The organism is Streptomyces sp. NPDC056527, from assembly GCF_042794475.1.
Taxonomy (GTDB): Bacteria; Actinomycetota; Actinomycetes; order Streptomycetales; family Streptomycetaceae; genus Streptomyces.
Map to the genome: position 1 here is coordinate 1 of NZ_JBHTTQ010000058.1, position 18634 is coordinate 18634.

Annotated in this window: 19 protein-coding genes; 7 read left to right on the plus strand and 12 right to left on the minus strand. The window is 69.8% G+C overall.

Translation table 11 applies throughout. The annotated features are described in order from the left end of the window. The coding region (locus tag ACFQ7Q_RS24600) for an acyl-CoA dehydrogenase family protein (RefSeq protein ID WP_132919430.1) at positions 1-95 on the plus strand (95 nt) is incomplete at its 5' end. Between the two features lie 72 nt (positions 96-167). On the opposite strand, the gene ACFQ7Q_RS24605 is transcribed toward ACFQ7Q_RS24600, so the two are convergent. Continuing rightward, positions 168-1433 (minus strand): LCP family protein, encoded by a 1266-nt coding sequence (locus tag ACFQ7Q_RS24605; protein WP_383558784.1) that lies wholly within the window; start codon positions 1431-1433, stop codon positions 168-170. A gap of 118 nt (positions 1434-1551) precedes the next feature. Here ACFQ7Q_RS24605 and ACFQ7Q_RS24610 point away from each other — a divergent pair, with 118 nt between their 5' ends. Continuing rightward, positions 1552-2109: an acyl-CoA thioesterase gene (locus ACFQ7Q_RS24610; protein ID WP_383558785.1), complete on the plus strand. Its 558-nt coding sequence runs from the start codon at positions 1552-1554 to the stop codon at positions 2107-2109. A gap of 55 nt (positions 2110-2164) precedes the next feature. Here the strand turns inward: ACFQ7Q_RS24610 and ACFQ7Q_RS24615 are convergent, their stop codons facing one another. Further along, positions 2165-3538 carry an LCP family protein gene (locus ACFQ7Q_RS24615; protein WP_383558787.1) on the minus strand — a complete coding sequence of 458 codons (1374 nt, stop codon included), beginning with the start codon at positions 3536-3538 and terminating at the stop codon, positions 2165-2167. Between the two features lie 240 nt (positions 3539-3778). Here ACFQ7Q_RS24615 and ACFQ7Q_RS24620 point away from each other — a divergent pair, with 240 nt between their 5' ends. Next, positions 3779-4798 (plus strand): glycosyltransferase family 2 protein, encoded by a 1020-nt coding sequence (locus tag ACFQ7Q_RS24620; protein ID WP_383558829.1) that lies wholly within the window; start codon positions 3779-3781, stop codon positions 4796-4798. Positions 4799-4861: 63 nt separating this feature from the next. On the opposite strand, the gene ACFQ7Q_RS24625 is transcribed toward ACFQ7Q_RS24620, so the two are convergent. The 5 genes from ACFQ7Q_RS24625 to ACFQ7Q_RS24645 form a co-directional block, all read right to left on the minus strand. Next, a complete protein-coding gene (locus ACFQ7Q_RS24625; protein WP_383558788.1) occupies positions 4862-5308 on the minus strand; it encodes a hypothetical protein in 447 nt (148 codons plus the stop codon). Positions 5309-5370: 62 nt separating this feature from the next. Then, positions 5371-6342, minus strand: coding sequence for a hypothetical protein (locus tag ACFQ7Q_RS24630; RefSeq protein WP_383558790.1), 972 nt, complete (start codon positions 6340-6342; stop codon positions 5371-5373). Continuing rightward, positions 6339-6752, minus strand: a complete 414-nt coding sequence (locus ACFQ7Q_RS24635; RefSeq protein ID WP_383558791.1) for a peptidase inhibitor family I36 protein — start codon at positions 6750-6752, stop codon at positions 6339-6341. The genes ACFQ7Q_RS24630 and ACFQ7Q_RS24635 overlap by 4 nt, the downstream gene beginning before the upstream one ends. Positions 6753-6773: 21 nt before the next feature. Continuing rightward, the gene (locus ACFQ7Q_RS24640; protein WP_383558792.1) at positions 6774-7196 is read right to left on the minus strand and encodes a peptidase inhibitor family I36 protein; all 423 of its coding nucleotides are present in this window, start codon (positions 7194-7196) and stop codon (positions 6774-6776) included. A gap of 17 nt (positions 7197-7213) precedes the next feature. Further along, positions 7214-7615 (minus strand): peptidase inhibitor family I36 protein, encoded by a 402-nt coding sequence (locus tag ACFQ7Q_RS24645; RefSeq protein ID WP_383558793.1) that lies wholly within the window; start codon positions 7613-7615, stop codon positions 7214-7216. Positions 7616-7863: 248 nt separating this feature from the next. Between ACFQ7Q_RS24645 and ACFQ7Q_RS24650 the strand changes: the two genes are divergently transcribed. Genes ACFQ7Q_RS24650 through ACFQ7Q_RS24660 form a run of 3 tightly spaced genes read left to right on the plus strand, consistent with a single transcriptional unit; the run spans position 7864 to position 11227 of the window. After that, complete coding sequence (locus ACFQ7Q_RS24650; protein ID WP_383558795.1) at positions 7864-9243, plus strand: peptidoglycan-binding protein; 1380 nt, start codon at positions 7864-7866, stop codon at positions 9241-9243. Further along, positions 9240-9971, plus strand: coding sequence for an ABC transporter ATP-binding protein (locus ACFQ7Q_RS24655; RefSeq protein ID WP_383558797.1), 732 nt, complete (start codon positions 9240-9242; stop codon positions 9969-9971). The genes ACFQ7Q_RS24650 and ACFQ7Q_RS24655 overlap by 4 nt, the downstream gene beginning before the upstream one ends. Next, complete coding sequence (locus ACFQ7Q_RS24660) at positions 9968-11227, plus strand: ABC transporter permease (RefSeq protein ID WP_383558799.1); 1260 nt, start codon at positions 9968-9970, stop codon at positions 11225-11227. Before ACFQ7Q_RS24655 ends, ACFQ7Q_RS24660 begins: the two co-directional genes overlap by 4 nt. 74 nt (positions 11228-11301) lie before the next feature. Here the strand turns inward: ACFQ7Q_RS24660 and ACFQ7Q_RS24665 are convergent, their stop codons facing one another. Then, a complete protein-coding gene (locus ACFQ7Q_RS24665) occupies positions 11302-11730 on the minus strand; it encodes a hypothetical protein (protein ID WP_383558800.1) in 429 nt (142 codons plus the stop codon). Positions 11731-12033: 303 nt separating this feature from the next. On the opposite strand from ACFQ7Q_RS24665, the gene ACFQ7Q_RS24670 reads away from it, so the two are divergent. Then, positions 12034-12489, plus strand: coding sequence for a hypothetical protein (locus ACFQ7Q_RS24670; protein WP_383558801.1), 456 nt, complete (start codon positions 12034-12036; stop codon positions 12487-12489). Between the two features lie 69 nt (positions 12490-12558). Here ACFQ7Q_RS24670 and ACFQ7Q_RS24675 read toward each other — a convergent pair whose 3' ends face one another. The 4 genes from ACFQ7Q_RS24675 to ACFQ7Q_RS24690 all read right to left on the minus strand — a co-directional run bounded on the left by ACFQ7Q_RS24675 (position 12559) and on the right by ACFQ7Q_RS24690 (position 18579). Then, complete coding sequence (locus ACFQ7Q_RS24675) at positions 12559-14304, minus strand: LCP family protein (RefSeq protein ID WP_383558803.1); 1746 nt, start codon at positions 14302-14304, stop codon at positions 12559-12561. 51 nt (positions 14305-14355) lie between these two features. Next, positions 14356-16152, minus strand: a complete 1797-nt coding sequence (locus ACFQ7Q_RS24680; protein ID WP_383558804.1) for an LCP family protein — start codon at positions 16150-16152, stop codon at positions 14356-14358. Between the two features lie 249 nt (positions 16153-16401). Further along, positions 16402-17643, minus strand: a complete 1242-nt coding sequence (locus tag ACFQ7Q_RS24685) for an LCP family protein (RefSeq protein WP_383558805.1) — start codon at positions 17641-17643, stop codon at positions 16402-16404. Positions 17644-17826: 183 nt separating this feature from the next. Then, positions 17827-18579: a TIGR03089 family protein gene (locus ACFQ7Q_RS24690; protein WP_383558807.1), complete on the minus strand. Its 753-nt coding sequence runs from the start codon at positions 18577-18579 to the stop codon at positions 17827-17829. Between the last annotated feature and the right edge of the window lie 55 nt (positions 18580-18634).

Genomic DNA, 18634 nt, shown 5'->3' on the forward strand with positions numbered 1-18634 from the left:
CCGTCGAGCGCATGATGCGCGACGCCAAGATCACCCAGATCTACGAAGGCACCAACCAGGTCCAGCGCATCGTCATGGCCCGCAACCTCCCGTAACTCCGGGAATCGGAAAGGGGCACCCCGTGACGGGGTGCCCCTTTCCGCTGTCCTGCGCCGGCGGTTCCTACGTCAGCGGTTCGACGTGACCGTGACCGGCTCGTCGTTCTGGATCTGCTGCACCAGCTGCTTCACCTTCGGCATGTCCCACTTCAGCGAGCCCTGCGGCGCGCTCCCCGAGATCGGGATGTTCATCGACTTGCCGTCGCCGCCGCTGATGCCCTTCATCGCGAAGAACATCTTGCCGAGGTCGTACAGCGACATGTCCTTGTCGACGATCAGCGTGTCCAGGCCGGCACCCAGCGTCGGGTACAGCCTGAACGGGTTGAGGATCGTGCCCGGCGTCGCCGCCTGGTTGGCCAGGGCGGAGAGGAACTTCTGCTGGTTCTTCGTCCGCGCCAGGTCCGACTCGGCGAACGCGTACCGGGTGCGGACGAACGCGAGGGCCTGCTCGCCGTTGAGAGTCTGCTCACCCGCCTGGAAGTCGGCGCCGGACTTGTCGTCCTTGAAGCCCTTCTCGATGTTCAGGTCGACACCGCCGAGCGCGTCCACGATGTTCGCGAAGCCGGCGAAGCCGATCTCCGCGTAGTGGTCGATGCGCAGCCCGGTGTTGAACTCGACCGTGCGGACCAGGAGCTCCGGGCCGTCCATCGCGTACGCCGCGTTCAGCTTGGAGCCACCGCGCGCCCCGTACTTCTTCCCGGACTCCGAGCCCACGAACGAGGGGATCGTCACCCACGAGTCACGGGGCAGCGAGACCATCGTGTTCCCGCTGGAACAGGCGGCGAGGATCATCATCGAGTCGGTCCGCTTGCCCTGCGCGGAGCCGGTGTGCAGCTTCTTCTTCTCCTCGGCCGACATGCCCTCACGGCTGTCGGAGCCGACGATCAGATACGTCGTGCAGTCGCCCTCGGCCGGCCGCTCGATGACCTTGGCCAGATCGACCTCGTTGCGCATCTGGCTGCTGGCCCAGGCGTACGTACCGATGCCCCAGGCCAGCACGGCGACGACCAGGACGATCGAGCCGACCTTGATCCGGCGGCGCCAGTCCGGGGCCGGACGGCCCGGGGCGCCCGGGTACCCCTGGCCCGGCTGCGGCGGAGCGACGGGGGGCTGCTGCCCGCCGCCGTAGTTCCGCTGCCCGTACACCTGCCCGGTGTTGTAGCCGTTGTCGTACTCCGAGCCCTGCCGCGGTTGACCCTGGCCGTAACCGGGGTCGTACTGCGGCGGCTGCTGGGGCACCTGCGGGCGCTGCACATGGCGCATCCGGCGGGCTCCCTCGGGCTGAGAGCTCGAGCTGCCGCGGCCGTATCCGCCGTCATCGGGCCAGTCATTCATGCGGACAGTGTGCAGGCCCCCTCCCGAGCGCCGACAGGGCGGGTGGGGAATCGGGGCGGCGCTGTTGCCAAGCTGATGCAATGAGGACGAGCCCGGGACCCGGCATAAGGTGGAGGGCATGACAGATCAGGCCCAGCGCACGGACCGCCCGCAGGGCGACATTCCGGGCAAGCCCACCTCCGCGTCCCGCACCACGCTCAGCCACATCATGACCAGCCACGACACGAACCTCCTGGGTACGGTGCACGGCGGCGTGATCATGAAGCTGGTGGACGACGCGGCGGGCGCCGTCGCGGGGCGGCACTCGGGCGGTCCGGCCGTGACCGCCTCCATGGACGAGATGGCGTTCCTGGAGCCGGTACGGGTCGGGGACCTGCTGCATGTGAAGGCCCAGGTGAACTGGACCGGCCGCTCCTCGATGGAGGTCGGCGTCCGCGTCATGGCCGAGCGCTGGAACGAGTCCACCCCCGCCCAGCAGGTCGCCTCGGCCTATCTGGTCTTCGCGGCGGTCGACGGCGACGGCAAGCCGCGCCCGGTCCCGCCGGTGCTCCCGGAGACCGAGCGGGACAAGCGCCGCTACCAGGAGGCCCAGATCCGTCGCACCCACCGACTGGCCCGCCGCCGCGCGATCATGGAGCTGCGGGAGCGCCGCGCGGCGGAGGGCTACGAGGACTGACGCCCGGGGCGGTGCCGGCGGAGCCGGCGGGCTCCGCCGCCGTGGCGCGACCGCGCTACGGGCACACCACCTCGTCCCCCTTCACCGCCACGAAGGGACCCTTCGTCGGCTCCTCCGGCCGCACCGGAGTGACCCCCTTGTAGTCCGCGCCCACGAAGACCCGCAGCGTCGCGCCCCTCCCCTTGACCGCCTTCAGCTCCACCCCCGGCAGCGCCGCCGCCAGGGACTTCGCCGAGCGGTCCCAGCGCGGGTCGTACTCCACCACCGTGCGCGGGCGAGGGGCGCCGCCCCCGGTCCGCGGCGCGCGCGTCGTGTTGAAGCCCGTCGCCCGCAGCGCGTCGTCGGCCTTCTTGCCCTGACCTGCCGTCCGCGTCGCGTTGTAGACCTGCACCCGGATCGTCTTCGGTGCCACATCCACCACCGTCGCCTTCGGCCCGGCCTTCGCCACCGCCTTGTGCGCGGCGAGGGGCCGGTCGTCGCGGAGCGCCTGGAACAGCTTCTGCGCCTTGGGCGCGTCCCACTTCACCGTCGAGCCGATGCCCTTCACCCGGAAGCTCACGTCCCCGATCGGCACCGAGACGAACTCCGAGGACGCCGGGGTGAAGCCCCGCATCGCCTTCGAGAGCGCCAGGATCTGCTCCGTACCGAATCCGGCGTCCGCCCGCACCGAGTTCAGCATCGTCGTGGCGACCTCGCGGAACCGCACGGGGTTGAGCAGCACCCCGCCACTGGTCATCCGCTCGACCAGCGCCGCCAGGAACCGCTGCTGGCGCTGCATCCGGCTGATGTCGGCCGCCCCGTCGACATGGCGGGCACGTACGTACTGCAGCGCCTGCCCACCGGTCATCTCGTGCGGTCCGGCCGGCAGGTCCAGCCCGGTGTACGAGTCCTTCAACGGCCGCGCCGTGCAGATCCTCACCCCGCCGACCGCGTCCACCGTCTTCATGAAGCTGGTGAAATCGACCTCCAGATAGTGGTCGATCTTGACGCCCGTCATCCTCTCGACGGTCCGCACCGTCAGCCCGGGCCCGCCCTCGGCGTACGCGGCGTTCAGCTTCACCGGGTGTGCCTGGTGGCGCCGGCCGGTGGTTTCGTCGATGTGCTCGGGCATCTCGGCGTACGAGTCGCGGGGCAGGCTCACCACGCTCGCCCGCTCCCGGTCCTCGGAGATGTGGACGAGCATCACGGTGTCGGTGCAGCGACAGGGCTTGCCGCCGAGGCGGTACTCCTTGCGCTCCTTGTCCGTGATCCTGTCCCGGCCGTCCGTACCCACGACCAGCACGTTCATGCCGTGGCCGGCCTGGGGGCGGTTCTTCATGTCCTTGAAGGGGTCGACCCGGGTGATCCCGGTGTCCAGACCGGTCACCATCGCGTGGCCGATGCCGCCCGCGCCGAGGACGAGCACGGAGAGCGTCGTCGCGATCCTCATCCCCCACCGTGGCCGCCGCACCCGTCGGACCCGTCTGCCACGGCGGGCCGGCACGGAACGGGCGGCGGCCGGTCGAGGACGGGGCGTGCGGGGCGGTGGGGGCACCGGGGGACACCTCCGCGGGTGGGACGAGGGGACCGTGAGCACGGTAGGCCCATACGATCAGCGACCTCGCGCACCCGCCCCGTGACGCGCTTCGTGTCCCCCGTTCGCGGTAACGTGGCGGGCAATATGAACGCCATGCCCGCCGCCCTGCCCCCCGTCTCCGTGATCATGCCGGTCCTCAACGAGGAGCGGCACCTGCGCAACTCGGTCCGTCACATCCTCGAGCAGGAGTACGACGGCGAGATGGAGGTGGTGATCGCGCTCGGCCCGTCCACGGACCGTACGGACGAGATCGCCGCCGAGCTCGTACGGGAGGACCCCCGGGTCCACACCGTGCCGAACCCCACGGGCCGGACGCCCGCCGCCCTCAACGCGGCGATCAAGGCATCCCGTCACCCGATCGTGGTCCGTGTCGACGGCCACGGGATGCTGTCGCCGAACTACATCGCCACCGCGGTGCGTCTCCTGGAGGAGACCGGCGCGCAGAACGTCGGCGGCATCATGCACGCCGAGGGCGAGAACGACTGGGAGCACGCGGTCGCCGCCGCGATGACCTCGAAGATCGGCGTCGGCAACGCGGCCTTCCACACCGGTGGCCAGGCGGGCCCGGCCGAGACCGTGTATCTGGGTGTCTTCCGCCGCGAGGCCCTGGAGCAGCAGGACGGCTACAACGTGGAGTTCATCCGCGCCCAGGACTGGGAGCTGAACTTCCGTATCCGTGAGGCGGGCGGGCTGATCTGGTTCTCGCCCGAGCTGCGCGTCCAGTACCGGCCCCGCCCGAGCGTCCGCGCCCTGGCGAAGCAGTACAAGGACTACGGCCGGTGGCGCCACGTCGTGGCCCGCTACCACCAGGGCTCCATCAACCTGCGCTACCTCGCCCCGCCGACCGCCGTCTGCGCGATCGCGGCCGGCCTGGTCGTGGGCGTGGCGCTCACCCCCCTCGGCTTCGTGATCCCGGTCGGCTACCTCGCCGCGATCACCGCGGGCTCGATCCCCGCGGGCAAGGGCCTCTCGCCGAAGGCCCGTCTGCAGATCCCGGTGGCCCTCGCGACGATGCACATGTCCTGGGGCTACGGCTTCCTGACCAGCCCGCGCGCACTGGCGCGCAAGGTCATCGCGAGCCGCCGCCCGGCGGTGAAGGCCGCGAAGGTCTGACCCGGACACACGGCGAGACCGACCGATGCCGTCGCACCGGTCGGTCTCGCCGTTCGAGCGGGGTCAGCCGCAGGAGTGCGGCCCGATCTGACCGCTGTACGCCAGGGTCCCACCCGGCGTGTACACGTCGAGCGGCTCGACGACGCACGTGCCGGGTGCCTTGATACGGACGGGGCCGGCGTACGTGGTGAAGTCGCCGTCATCCGAGTCGAACGTGCCGTCGTTCGGCTCCCGGTAGATGTACAGCACCAGGAAGCTGGGCGTCCCGGACCAGGCGTACTTGACGAAGACGGAACAGTTGTACGTGCCGTCGTAGTAGTCGTACAGCGTCCCCATCTTGCCCGTGTAGCCGTTGCGGTTGCCGTAGACGACCTTCGAGTAGGACAGGTTCCCGGCGCAGCCGTAGGCCCCGGCCGCCGCGGGAGTCGCCGTGGCGACGGGTGCCACGACGCCGATCCCGGCCAGCACGGCGGCGGTCGCCAGCAGGCGACCCGCCTTCTGCAGAATCACGATGTTCTTCCTTCGGTTCGATGCAGGGGATTCGCGGATGCCGGTCGGTGACCGACGCACCGTCAACCCCTGTTCGTCAGCAGCTCGTTCGCCTTCGCGAGCGCCGACTTCCAGGTGTCACGCGCCGCCGACAGGGCCGTGACGTTCTTCTCGATGAGCTTGTTCTGGTGCTCCGCCTCGATGGACGAGTGGACGCGGACGTAGTCGACCTTCTGCTTGCACTTCACGTCCGTGGAGGCGACCGTGATCTCCCGCGGCTTCGGCGTGCCCGCGGCGTCGCTGTCCTTGCTCCCGTCGCCGCCCTCGCCGGCCGACCACGCCGGATCGCCGGCGGCCGCCAGCGGGTCGGTGTAGTGGTAGCCCGACTCCTTCATGCAGGCGGACCAGCGCTGGTCGAGCGTGCTGACGCGGGGGTCGTTGCCCGCCTGCTTCGACGCCTGGAGGTTCACCTTGTTGAAGGTGGCGTCGAGGCCGGCGACATCGCCGAGGCCCACCTTGCGGCGCGTCTCACCGAGACAGCCGCCCTCGGGGACGCTCTTGCCGTTCACCGACGAAGGACCGTCGCCCTTGTAGAGCGTCATCGCCGCGGGCGAGACGTTCGCGTAGTGCGCACGCTGCTTCACGGTGGCCTGCTCGGCCTGGCGGGCCGTCATCCCCTTGGGGAGCGGCGGGTGATAGCCGAAGGCGGCGACCGATTCGAGGTCGGTCACCCCGTAGAGACGGGCGTTGGAGTTCAGGTTCCGAGGGGTCGGCGGCAGCGGCGCCGGCCAGTCGAAGCCGTACTTCTTCATGCAGTCGCCCGCGAGCGTGGCGACGGCCTGGCTGAGCGCCTCCCGCTCCTGCGCGGTGACGGTGTACGAGTCCACCGGCAGACTGATGGCGACGCCACCCCAGGTCTTGGACGCCTGCGGCTTGTACGGCTGCACGGCGGCTGCGGGATCCTGCGGCTTCTCGTCGGACGAGCACCCCACGGCCGTCCCGGCGAGAGCGGCGACGAGCAGCAGCCCGCCGGTTCTGTTGCGTGTGTTCATCATCCGGGGCAGTAGGCGTTGTTCTCGAAGCAGTGGGAGGAGATCTCGTTGTCGTCGTCCCAGACCGCCATGTCCCAGAGTGTCAGGCCGGGGTCGGCGTGCGTCCGGGTGCCGGTGTAGTTCTGGCCGGTGTAGACGTCGATCGCGTTGACCGAGTCCCGGTTTCTGACCGAGGAGATCGTGTTGTCTATCAGCGTCGAGGTGCCGTAGTACGTGGAGCCGTTGTAGTTGGTCTTGCTGTAGATCGTGTCGTACAGCCCGCCGGCGAAGTCGGCGAGGCGGTACAGACAGATCTCGCCGCCGGCGCTTTCGCAGGAGCCGTTGTAGCTGGCGGCATCGGCGGTGCCGGTGGCGCCGGCGACCAGCGCGCCCGCGGCGGCGAGGGCCAGCGCGGCCTTCTTGATGTTCTTCATGGTGGGGGATCCTCGGGCTGATCAGGAGGGGCAGTAGGCGTTGCTGCTGAAGCAGTGGGACGAGATCGCGTCGTCGGTCTGGCCGTCCCAGAAGACCGCCATGTCCCAGAGGTTCAGGCCGGGGTCGGCGTGGACGCGCAGGCCGGTGTAGTTCTGGCCGGTCCAGACCTCGATGGAGTTGACGCCGTCACGGTTCTTGACCGAGGAGACGGTGTTGTCGATCAGCACGGAGGTGCCGTAGTAGGTGGAGCCGTTGTAGTTGGTCTTGCTGTAGATCGTGTCGTACAGCCCGCCCGTGTAGTTCGCGTAGCGGTAGAGACAGATCTCGCCGCCGGCGCTCTCGCAGGAGCCGTTGTAGCTGGCGGCATCGGCGGTGCCGGTGGCACCGGCGACCAGCGCGCCCGCGGCGGCCAGGGCCGCGGCGGCCTTCTTGAACTTCGCCATGGTGGACGCTCCTCCGGTCAGATGGGGCAGTACGCGTTGCTGCTGAAGCAGTGCGAGGAGGCGACGTCGTCGCCGTAGCGGAGCCACAGACCGGCCGGGAGGTACTCCAGGGTTCCGGTGTAGTTCTTGCCGCTGTAGAACCCGACGTTGTTGACCATGTCCATGTTCTTGGCGGAGGACAGGGTGTTGTCGATCAGCGTCTGGGTGCCGTAGTACGTCGAGCCGTCGTAGTTGGTCTTGCTGTACAGCGTGTCGTACAGCCCGCCGGCGAACTCGTAGTTGCGGTACAGGCAGATCTCGCCGCCGCCGCTGCTCTCACAGGAGCCGTTGTAGCTGCCGGCACTGGCCGTGCCCGCGCTGCCGGCGAGCAGTGCTCCCACGGCCGCGGCGGCCAGGGCGGCACTCCGCATCTTTGACATGAACTCATCCTCTCGATAGTCGGCGGTCGAGTAGATCAGTCGACAAACGAGCAACTCAAGGGCCTCTTTGAGTCAAGGTGGCGAGAAATGAAGGCGGTTGACGATCTCCGGCGAGCAGTGATCCACTGACGGGTGCTCATGCCGCCCATCGGTGGCCAACTACGGTTCAACTGCGGGGAGTCGGCGTGTCGGACGAAGGTCGGCGGGGCGGTATCGCACGTCGGCGCAGGGCGGTTACCGTGCTGGCCGTGGGCGCGTTCGCGCTCTCCGGAGCGGGCCTGTGGGGCGCCTCCCTCGTGCAGTCGCCGGCGCAGGCCGCCGCGGACGCCCGGCCGCCGAAGCCCGACGTCCTGACGGCGACCGTGGAGCGCCGCGTCCTTTCGGACACCGTGGTGACCCGGGGAACGGTCTCCGCCTCGCAGACCCTCGACATCGCCCCCGCCGCCTCCGCGGCCGAGGGCGGCAAGCCGGTCGTCACCAAGGTTCTCGTCCAGGCCGGCAAGACCTTCAAGGCCGGCCGGGTCCTCATGGAGATATCCGGGCGACCGGTGTTCGTGCTGACCGGCACCCTGCCGGTGTACCGGGACCTCAAGCCCGGTGCCCACGGGGAGGACGTACGACAGCTGCAGAAGGCCCTGGCCGGCCTTGGGCATGGCACCGGCGGCGACAGGACGGGGGTGTACGGCCCCGGGACGAAGGCCGCCGTCGCCGCCTTCTACACCTCCATCGGTTACGACCCCGTCCTCGTCGGAGGCGAGAGCGGCGGGGAGGGCGGCGACCCGGTCGAGGCGGCCCGCGGCCAGGTGAAGGCCGCCGAGCGCGCGCTCGCCGGGCTGACGTCCCGCACGGCGGGCGCGGATGCCGACGCCGACGCGGCGCCCTCGGGCGACGAGTTGAGGTACGCCCGCGAGGACCTCGCCGATGCGCGGCGGAAGCTGGCCGACGCGGAAGCCGTGTCGGGCCCCATGGTCCCCGCGTCCGAGGTCGCCTATCTGTCCGGCTTCCCGGCCCGGGTCGACGTGGTCAACGCCAAGGTCGGCGGCGACGTCGGCGAGAAGCCCATGACCGTCTCGGCGGGCCGGCTCGTGGTCAAGGGCTCGCTGGCCGCCCACGAGAAGGGTCTGGTGCGGCCCGGGCAGAAGGTACGGATCCTCTCCGAGGCCACCGGCGAAGAGGCCACCGGCGTCGTCGCCTCGGTCTCCGAGGCGCCCGTGACGGCCACGCCCGAGGGCGGATCCGCCGGCGAGGCGGCGCCGGGGCAGGGCTTCGCCCTCGAAGTGCGTCCCGACAAGGAACTGCCGGCGACCCTCGCGGGCCAGGACGTACGGCTCACCGTCGAAGCGGCGACCTCGGCCGGCAAGGTGCTCGTCGTCCCCGTCTCCGCCGTCTCGGCCGGCGCCGACTCCCGTACCACCGTCACCGTCCTCCAGGGCGACGGCACCCGCCGCCGCGTCGAGGTCCGCCCGGGCACCTCGGGCGACGGCTACGTCCAGGTCACACCCGTGGGCGGGACGCTCTCGGAGCGGGAGCGGGTGATCGTCGGCATCGGCATGGGGGTCGGAGCCGGGGCCGGTGACGGCGGTCTCGGGGCCGGCGGCGTTCCGGAGGCCCCAGGGGCCCAGGGATGACCGAGAGCATCCCGCAGGACGCCACGGACGAGGGGGCGGCCGCCGCCGAGGTCCCCGTCATCGACTTCGAAGGCATGACCCTCACCTACCCCGGAACGCCTCCGGTCGAGGCGCTGCGCCCTTTCGACCTCACGATCCACCGCGGTGACTATCTGACGGTCGTCGGCCCCTCGGGCTCCGGCAAGTCGACGTTCCTCAACATCGCGGGACTCCTCGACAGGCCGACCGGGGGCACGTACCGGCTCGACGGCATCGACACCGCCGCCCTCAGGGACAGCGAGCGCGCCGGACTGCGCGGCAGCCGCATCGGCTTCGTCTTCCAGAGCTTCCATCTGCTGCCCCACCGCTCCTCGTTGGAGAACGTCATGCTCTCCATGACGTACAACGGCATCGCGCGGGCCGAGCGGGTCACCCGGGCGCGCGAGGCGCTCGTCCGCGTCGGTCTGGGGCATCGTGTCGACGCCGTCCCCACCCGGATGTCCGGCGGTGAGCGCCAACGCGTCGCCATCGCACGGGCGTTGGTGAGCCGGCCGTCGCTGCTGCTGTGCGACGAGCCCACCGGGAACCTCGACACGACCACCGCGCAGCAGATCCTCGGACTGCTCGACGAACTCCACGAGGACGGCATCACCCTGATCGTCATCACCCACGATCCCGAGGTGGCCGCCCGTGGCAGGCGCACGGTGACCATCCGGGACGGCCTGCTGCGCGAGCGGGTACCGGCATGAGGCGCCCCGGCCGACTCCCGCTCCGGGGACGCCGGAGCAGTACGGTCCGGGTCTCGCGGCTCTCTCCGCGCGATCTGCTGGCCGAGGCGACCGCGGGGATGCTCCAGCGCCCCGGCCGCTCGGCCCTGACCGCGCTCGGCACCGTCCTGGGCGTGGGAACCTTCGTCGCCGTGCTGGGCCTGACCTCCACCACGTCCCAGCAGATCGACGAGCGTTTCAACGCGCTGACCGCGACCGAGGTGACGATCGAGGACACCGGCGGTGACCAGCCGGAGTACGTACGGAACGCCTTCCCGGCCGACGCCGACGCGCGGATCGAGCGGCTGAACGGGGTGCGCGACGCGGGCGTCTACTGGTCGGTGCGGCTGCCGGAGGGGCAGGGCGTACGGTCCGCGCCCGTCGGCGAGGCGGCCGAGGAGGCCCAGAGCCAGATCGTCGCGGCCTCACCGGGCGTCCTGGCCGCCGCGGGTCCGCACCTCCAGCAGGGCAGGATCTTCGACGCGTACCACGACCGGCAGGCGCAGCAGGTCGCCGTGGTCGGCTCCGGCATGGCGGCCCGGCTGGGGATCACCACCCTGGAGACGGCCCCAGCGATCTTCATCGACGGAGACGCCTTCACGGTGATCGGCATCGTCGAGGAGGTCGACCGGAAGTCTGACGTGCTGCTCTCCGTCGTCGTCCCGCGCACCACGGCGGAACGGGTCTGGGGCGGCCCGCGGGGCGACCGCGCCAAGATGCTGATCTCCACCGAGCTCGGCGCCGCGGGGCAGATCGCCGGGGAAGCGGCCCTCGCCCTCGATCCGGCCCACCCCGAGTACTTCCAGGCCGTTCCGCCACCCGACCCGAGGTCGCTGAGAACGGCGGTCACGTCGGACCTCGACCAGCTGTTCCTGCTCCTCGCGGGCATCTGTCTGCTGATCGGCGCGGTGGGCATCGCCAACACCACGCTGGTGGCCGTGCTCGAACGCACGGGAGAGATCGGCCTGCGCCGTGCGCTCGGCGCCCGCAGCCGCCACATCACGCTCCAGTTCCTGGCGGAGTCGGGCGCGCTCGGCACCCTCGGCGGACTGGTCGGCACCAGCCTCGGCACCTTCGCCGTCATCGGCACCGCGATGGCGCGCGAATGGACCCCGGTCATCCACCCCGTCACGGTCGTGGCGGCCCCCGCCATCGGCCTGGTGACCGGCGTCGTCGCCGGCCTCTATCCGGCCTGGCGCGCGAGCCGCATCCAGCCGGTGGAGGCACTGCGGCGCTAGGCGGCGTAGCCACGGACGGGAGCCCCGACGTGTCCCGTCGGGGCTCCCGGAGTGTGACGCATGCGGTGCTGTCGTCAGCAGACCTTGGAGGTCGAGCCGCCGGTCGAGTTCAGGTAGCCCGTGGCGTGCGTGCAGAAGGCCGCGGTGTCGGCGGCCGGGCCCCAGAGCTCGGACCGGGTGGTGTTGTTGAGCTCCGCGTCGCCGTAGTCGGTGCCGGAGTCCGAGTGGTTGACGATGTGGACGTAGAGGTCCCAGTTCGTGTGGGTGTTCCGGTACTGCTGCCACACGTAGATGTACGCGTAGTTGTAACCACAGCCGTAGTACTGCTTCACCGACGCCGCGTCGATTCCGCCGACCTGGATGACCCGGGTCGTGCCGACCTGGGAGACGCTCGAGCAGCCGGAGGGGGTGCTGGCGGCGGCGGAGGGGGCGTTGACGAGGGAGAGACCGGCTATCGCGCCGAGGGCGCCGAGGGTCGACGCGACCTTCTTGCCAAGGTTCATGACGTGAGCTCCAAGTGAACGGCGGACAAGGCCAGCTGAAGCTATAGCCAGTGATCGATCGAAGTAAATGATCAAGAAGGTGATGCGCGTCACTCTGATGGAGGGTCAGATCGTGTTGGTTCAGGGCGAGTTGGAGGAAACCGACGTGACAAACCCCTGTGACTGGAGTTGACGTGTGTGGCTATTGTGACGGCCGGGATCATCTGGTGGTCCTCGTCCACGGCGGTGAAGGACGCGGACGGCGGTCCCATCGAGCCACCGCCGGCTCCTCGCCCTGGGCGTCGACGAGCGAAAGAAGGCGTCATGCATCGCAAGGCAACGGCGATACTCGGTTCACTGGGTATGGCGGCGGCATTCCTGGTCATCGGCGCCCCCACGGCCTCGGCCGGCGGCTACGGCTGCGCGGGAAGCCAGATCGCCACGTACCCCGTCAAGTACGGCTCGACGACGTACGGCAACATCCACGTCTACTACGACGCTTCGACCGGCAACAACTGTGCGGTCAACGTCGCCACCACCGCGGGTGGGTACGGCAAGGACAAGTACATGCAGGTGGACATCTCACGCTGTTCCGAGACGTCCCCTTCCGCCACCTGCCACGTGGAGGACCAGGACTACGAGGGCTACTACCCCTTCAAGTACTACGCCGGCCCCGTGGTGATCTACGCGAACAACAAGTGCATCAACGTCTCCGCCGAGATCAAGTACAACGGCAACACGGCGACCGGCACCAACTACGGGGCCGACCACTGCGGTTGATCCCCACCGAACAGCAGTGACGGCCGGACCCGTGGGGTCCGGCCGTCACCGTTCGTTCCGTGGGGGGCGTCAGCTCTTGCTCTTGCCGTCCCACTTGTAGACGGAGTAGACCTCCATGCAGTTCGTCTTGGAGTTCGCACCGTCCGGCAGGTCGCCCGCCTGCTCCTGCGGCTTCTTGTACGTGGCGCCCTCGCGCCAGTCGCCGCCGATGACGAGGGTGATGTTCTCTGCGTTCCCGTCGGCCCGGACCGCCGAGTCCGGCAGGCCGAGGGCCTTGGCCACGGACAGGGCGTCCGCCTTGCCCTGGTCGCCGGCCGCCTTCGGGTACTTGACCACCGTGTCCTTGCGCGGCTCGGCGCTCTGCGAGGCCTTCGCCTCGGTGAAGCCCTTGCCCTTCAGGGTCGTCGCCATGCCGCTCGCCCGGCCGTCGACGGAAGCCTGACCGTCGAAGCCCGTGCCGTTGACGACCGTCACGGCGAGCGTGCCGGGCGCGGCCGCGTCAGGACCCTTGGGCTTCGCGGAGGCGGAGGCGGACGGCTTGGCACCGGCCGGGTCGCCGTTCTTGTCGAAGGCCACGTCGTCGCGGAGCATCGACCACATCTTGTCGGCGGACTTCGGCACCAGCTGAAGCCACTGGTCCGGCATCGGCGGATAGGCGACCGTCGGGACCGTGGTCGTCGTCAGACGGTCGAGCTTCACGTTCTTGAGCTGCATGGACAGATCGAAGAGCTTCTTCACCGTGTCGAGACCGTCGGAGACCTGCAGGGCCTTCGTCGCGGTCTCGGCCAGCCCCATCAGCCGCCCGGTGTCGGTCCAGGCGTTCTGGCCCTGGAGCTTCTTCATCATGCCGTTCATGTACATGTGCTGGGCCTTCGCACGGTTCTGGTCGTTGCCGAACGCGTGCCGGGTGCGCAGCCACTGGAGCGCCTGCTCGCCCTTGACCTCCGTGGTGCCCTCGGGCAGCTGCAGCCCCGAGCCGCCCTTCTGCAGCCTCGTGGACTTGTCCCACACACCGGTGTTCACGCAGACCGGGACGCCGCCGACCTCGTCCGCCATCGCGACCACACCCGCGAAGTCGACCATCATCCAGTGGTCGATGTAGACCCCGGTGAGGCTTTCCCAGGTGGTCAGGGTGCAACCCGGACCGCCGCGGCTCAGCGTCTCGTTGATCGGCCGGTTGGTCGTGGCGGCGTAGGGCGTACCGTCCTCGCCCGTGCACTTCGGGATCGGGACGACCGTGTCCCGCGGGATGGAGATGATGTTGGCGTTCTTACGGTCCGCCGAGATGTGCAGAAGCATCTGCACGTCCGCGAGCGGCTTCCGGTCCCGCTCGTTCTTGCCCCCGCCGAGTGCCACGTTCTTGGCGTCCGCCCGGCTGTCCGAACCGATCAGCAGGATGTTGAGCGGGGTGTCGCCGAGTGCGTTAGGCGCGGCTTTCTTGACGCCGCTCTCGCCGCCCGCACGGCCCCCGCTGCGGATGTTGCTGTTGAGGTGCTGGTAGTACAGGTATCCGGCGCCGGCCGTCGCGAGTATCAGCAATGACAGGGTCGCGGCGACCCAGCGGAATATCTTGCGTTTACCGCTCTTCTTGGCGCGCCTGCGCGGGCCCTTGCGCCGGTGACTCGTGCGACCTTCGCTGCCGCCCCCACCGCCGCTCCCTTTGCCGCCGCCGTCGTCCGCACCGCCGCCGGGAGCGCGGGTGCCCTCCCCGGCAGCCTCGCCCCCGTCCCCGTAGAGACTCTCGTCCCAGCCCAAATCGCGGGCGTGCGGAACGCGTCCCCGCGTCCCCTCCTTGCGCACGCTGCTCTGTCCCACCCCTGGTCCCCCTCGTTGATCAGGTGTGTGCCGTGACCCGGTGTTTCCGGGTCACTGAGCGCACACCTTCTTGTCTGCTTCGACCTGACCCACGTCCGGCGCCTTCACCGGAGCGGTGATGGGCGTCCCCGCGCCCTTGAAGTCGGCACCGAGGACGAGCGTCATGGGCTCACGCTCCCCGGCGTCCGTGGTGCCAGGCTTGAGTGCCGTGGCGGGCAAGCCCATCAGGTCCGCGAGCTTGCGGGCCTGATCGGCCTGGTTCGGTGCGTACGTGAGCGTGGTCTTCGCCGCCTTCTCGGGGGCGTTGGCCTTGTTCGTGGACCGTGTCACGCCCTGATCGTTCTGCAGCCAGTCGATCGTCTTCTGCGCCGCGCCCTGGATGCCGCTGCCGTTGTAGACGTCGACGCGTACGGCGGCGGCCTTGGCGCGCGTTCCCTGGAGCAGCTTCGCCTCGGCCTGCGCCTGGGCGTTCTTGGCGTCCTTCTCCTTCTTCTTCACCTCGGTGAAGGAGACGTCGTTCTGCACCATGCTGAAGACCTGCGGAGCCTTCTCCGGGTGGAGGACGACGGTCGCCCTCCTGTTCGGCGGCTCGTCCGGGTTGTCGATCACGGGAACGGTCATGAAGCTGATGTTCTTCAGATCGACCTTGCCGAGCTCCTTGGCAAGGGTGGTCAGCTTGATGGCGGTGCCTATTCCCTTGTCCACGGTGAGCGCCTTGGTCGCCGCGTCCGCCACCGAGTACAGCTTCGTCGGACTGTCGAGCGTGTCCTCCTTCAGCTGCCGGATCATGGATGCCAGGAACTGCTGCTGCATCTTGATCCGGTCCAGGTCGCTCTCGTTGCCGAGACCGTGGCGGTTGCGCAGGAACGCGAGCGCCTGCTCGCCCTGGACCCTGTGCTCCCCCTCCGGGAGGTTGAGCTTGGAGTAGTCCTTGTCGTGGATCGGCTTGCTCAGGCAGACCTTCACACCGCCGACCGCGGCCGACAGCGTCTTGACGGCGTTGAAGTCCACCATCATGAAGTGGTTGATCTCGATGCCGCCCGTGAGCGCCTTGACGGTGCGCATCGTGCAGCCGGGATCCCGGCCGTTCACGCCGAAGGACTCGTTGAACTTCGTCTTCGTGCCGGAGCCGGCGATGACCTTGGTCGAACCGTCGGCCTGCTTCGTCGGGCAGTCCGGGATCTCGGTCTTGAGGTCCCGGGGGATGCTGATGGCCGTCGCGTTGGTGCGGTCCTCCGAGACGTGGAAGAGGAACGTCGTGTCGGCGTGGCCGGTGACGTTGTCCTTGTTCCCGTAGCTCGTGTTGCCCTCACCGGTGCGGACGTCGTTGCCGATGATCAGGATGTTCAGCGGCCCCTCCATCGACTCGCCGCCGGAGGCGGCGTCACCGACGTCGACGGTGTTGAGGTTGCCGTTGAACTTGTTGTAGAGCGCGTACGCGCCCGCCGCGCCGGCCACCAGCACGACGGCCATCGTCCCGCCGGTCCAGAGCAGGACCTTCTTCTTACGGGACTTCTGCGGCTTGCGCTTGCGGCGACCGGCGGACGGCGGCCCGCCGGCGGGGCCCTCGGGGGCACGGCGGCGGCGCTGGCCGGGAACGGGCGCCTCGGTCGAGGTCCGCGAACGCTCGCCTGTCCGGGAGCCCTCACCGGTCCGTGAACGCTCGGCGGACCGTGAACCCTCGCCGGTTCTCGGGGCCGGGGCGGTGGCGCCGCGGGGGCGGGACTGCGGTACCGACTGCCCAGCGGAGTGGTTCAGTCGCAGTTCGTAATTGCCCGTCTGCGGGTTGAGTACCCACTGGTCGGCGGGGTCGATCTCGTCCGCCTGTCCACGGCTGTGCGCGTCCACGGTTACTTGAATCCTCCGTCGGTGCCACGCGAGGCGCCCACCCCGTAGGGCGCTCGGTCGTTCGATCCGTCTGAGTGCGCGACCACGTGGTCGAGAGCACCGGATCGCGTCACACTATCCGCCCAGTTCAGCGCGGAGCGACGTCCGTGACAAATTCCACGCCCCTTACAACTGGGCAATTTGCTCAAACCTCATCCACCCCATCCCTCCCCTTGGACTCCCCTTTACTCACCCTCCTTCAGACCTCCCCTAGGGGCACGCTCCTTCCGCCGCGCTGCGCCCCGAGTACGTCGGCGTCGGCACCGGACTCGGCGAGCCCGCGTCGTCCGGATTCCTGTTGGCGTCCGCGCCTTCGACGGTGCTCTCCGACGCCGACGGCGTCACCGTCACGGGCCGGTCCTCGCGGAGCCGCTTGAAGAGTTGACTCGCCTCGGGTTGTACGAGTTCGTCCCGATTCGCGTTCTGGGTGTACGGCCGCCGCGGCACCGTGAGGAACTGCACCTTCTCCGTCGGGATGGCCCGCATCGAGCGCGCCAGGTCGAACAGATCGCGGAGCGAGTCGAGCCCCGGGTCGGTCGTGATGGACTTCGTCGCCGCGTCCAGAACCGGGTACAGGCGGGTCGGATTCAGCAGGACGCCGTTGCTCTGCACCTTGTTGATCAGGGCCCCCAGGAACTGCTGCTGGCGGTCCATGCGTTCCGTGTCGCTCCCGTTGCCCAGCGACTTGCGGGCCCGTACGAACCCGAGCGCCTGCTCGCCGTGGAGCGTCTGGCGCCCGGCCGGCAGCTTCAGCTTGGCGTCGGAGTCGTCGATCGGCTCCTTGAGGCAGACCTCCACCCCGTCCACGGCGTCGACCATCTTCTTGAAGCCACGGAAGTCGATCACCATGTGGTGGTCGATCCTGATCCCGGTCAGCCGCTCGACGGTACGGATCGTGCAGGCCGTGCCGCCGATCTCGAAGGCCGAGTTGAACTGGGCGAATTGTTCAGGTGTGCGCGTTCCGCCCGATGTGCGGCACGTGGGCATCCTCACCATCAGATCGCGCGGGATGGAGACGGCCGTCGCGCTCTCCTTCTCCGCCGCGAGGTGCAGCAGGATCGTCGTGTCCGAGCGCTGCGTCCCCTTGTCCCGCCCGTACTGGGAGTTGCCGGCGCCGGTCCGGGTGTCGGAACCGATCAGCAGGATGTTCCGCGCGGAGGAGACGACCGCGCTCGGGCGCTCCTTCTCGTACTCGCGCAGTTCGGCGGCGGCCGTGGTGTCGGTGGTGATGTTGTTGTCGAGCTTGCGGTAGAACCACCAGCCGGCACCCGCCGCGGCGAGGACGACGACCGAACAGCCGAGCGCCGTCCAGCGCAGCCAGTGCCGCTTGCGCGGGGCGTCGCCCTCCGTGGGACCCGCCCCGTCCTCCGCACCGGCCTCTCCGTCGGTGCGGGGCGTCTCGCCCCCGGCCGGGGGGTCCGGTTCGGCGGGCGTGCCGGCACTGTCCGTCACGTCTGAGTCCATCCTTCATGGCGTCGGCGGCGCGCCGGGCCGCCGGTCGCTGAGATAGACGGCCGAACCTGACGCTTGGTTGTGCCGGGGAGGGTGCGTACCCGCCGATCATGTACCGGAGTTGAGGCGCAGACCCGGGGACTCGGCGAGTCGGTGCGCCATACGGGTGGATCCGCCGGGTGGTCACACCGCGGTCGCCGTGACCCGCTCGCTCTCGACCCGCTTCTCGAGCGCCTCGGGCGCCAGTTGGTCCAGGTTCCGGCACAGGACGACCGAGCCCCCCGCCGCCAGCGGCGCGTACAGCCCGGCGGCGAGCCCGTCCCAGCTGTCGTACGCCCGGCCGGAGAGCAGCCGGGCCCCGGGCGCGAGACCGAGGGCCTCGGCGTCCGCGCGAGCCCGCGTCACGAGCTGGGTGCCCGTCAGTTCCACGCCGTCGACCACCAGTGCGGGCGCGTCGGCGTCGACCGGGACGAAGGGGGCGAACCGGTCACCCTGGCTCGGTACCTCCACCGCGTAGTCCGCGTAACCGGCGGGCGGGGCCGGGAAACGGCGGCCCAGCGGGGCGAGCGAGAGCGCGATGCGCTCTCCCGAGCAGGCGAGCCCCGCGTCGAGGGTGTCAGGCCCCGCGACGACGTGATCGGCGTCCGCCGGGTCCCCGCCGATCTCGGCGGTCACGCCGACCGACGCGCACGCCAGCAGCCAGACGGCGGTCTGCCAGTGCGCGGGAAGCAGCAGCGCGAGCCGGTCGCCGGGGGAGGCGGAGAGCTCGCCCTGGAGCAGATTGGCGGTCTTGGCCACCCAATTGGCGAAGGTGGCGACGGACAATTCGACGCGCTCACCGGTGGCGTCGTCGTAGAAGGTGACCAAGGGGCGGGCGGGGTCCGCGGCGAGCGCGGATCGCAGCAGGTCGGCGGGGGTGCGGTCGCTGGCGTTCACGCGGGCAAGGGTACGCGGGGAGGTTCGCGGGGAGCCGCCGTACCGGTGACGGCGT

Coding starts and splice junctions, on each gene's coding strand:
- ACFQ7Q_RS24605 (WP_383558784.1), bottom strand. CDS start 1,433: ATGAATGACTGGCCCGATGACGGCGGATACGGCCGCGGCAGCTCGAGC.
- ACFQ7Q_RS24610 (WP_383558785.1), top strand. CDS start 1,552: ATGACAGATCAGGCCCAGCGCACGGACCGCCCGCAGGGCGACATTCCG.
- ACFQ7Q_RS24615 (WP_383558787.1), bottom strand. CDS start 3,538: ATGAGGATCGCGACGACGCTCTCCGTGCTCGTCCTCGGCGCGGGCGGC.
- ACFQ7Q_RS24620 (WP_383558829.1), top strand. CDS start 3,779: ATGCCCGCCGCCCTGCCCCCCGTCTCCGTGATCATGCCGGTCCTCAAC.
- ACFQ7Q_RS24630 (WP_383558790.1), bottom strand. CDS start 6,342: ATGATGAACACACGCAACAGAACCGGCGGGCTGCTGCTCGTCGCCGCT.
- ACFQ7Q_RS24635 (WP_383558791.1), bottom strand. CDS start 6,752: ATGAAGAACATCAAGAAGGCCGCGCTGGCCCTCGCCGCCGCGGGCGCG.
- ACFQ7Q_RS24640 (WP_383558792.1), bottom strand. CDS start 7,196: ATGGCGAAGTTCAAGAAGGCCGCCGCGGCCCTGGCCGCCGCGGGCGCG.
- ACFQ7Q_RS24645 (WP_383558793.1), bottom strand. CDS start 7,615: ATGTCAAAGATGCGGAGTGCCGCCCTGGCCGCCGCGGCCGTGGGAGCA.
- ACFQ7Q_RS24655 (WP_383558797.1), top strand. CDS start 9,240: ATGACCGAGAGCATCCCGCAGGACGCCACGGACGAGGGGGCGGCCGCC.
- ACFQ7Q_RS24660 (WP_383558799.1), top strand. CDS start 9,968: ATGAGGCGCCCCGGCCGACTCCCGCTCCGGGGACGCCGGAGCAGTACG.
- ACFQ7Q_RS24665 (WP_383558800.1), bottom strand. CDS start 11,730: ATGAACCTTGGCAAGAAGGTCGCGTCGACCCTCGGCGCCCTCGGCGCG.
- ACFQ7Q_RS24670 (WP_383558801.1), top strand. CDS start 12,034: ATGCATCGCAAGGCAACGGCGATACTCGGTTCACTGGGTATGGCGGCG.